The sequence below is a fragment of the Asaia sp. A2 genome, from assembly GCF_057319415.1.
In genome coordinates, this window is record NZ_JBXWTO010000045.1 from 1 (window position 1) to 341 (window position 341).

At 58.9% G+C, this 341-nt stretch carries 1 tRNA gene; it reads left to right on the top strand.

The window, feature by feature from the left end:
* The first annotated feature begins 13 nt into the window (after nt 1-13).
* Nucleotides 14-90, top strand: a tRNA-Met gene (locus tag ACWNRM_RS15205).
* Nucleotides 91-341 lie beyond the last annotated feature (251 nt).

Genomic DNA, 341 nt, shown 5'->3' on the forward strand with positions numbered 1-341 from the left:
ACCCCAACACCCTCGCGGGGTGGAGCAGCCCGGTAGCTCGTCAGGCTCATAACCTGAAGGCCGCAGGTTCAAATCCTGCCCCCGCAACCAAAATCCCCCACATATAGACACAATCCAGACATAGCGCAGCGCTCACACAGAGAACAGGCGCTTTTCGCGTTCCAGGCTTCACACACAAAGCCCGCGTTTGACAGCACAATCAGTTCGTCTTCCATCGTGCTCTCGTGCTCTCGTGCTCTCGTGCTCTCGTGCTCTCGTGCTCTCGTGCTCTCGTGCTCTCGTGCTCTCGTGCTCTCGTGCTCTCGTGCTCTCGTGCTCTCGTGCTCTCGTGCTCTCGTGCT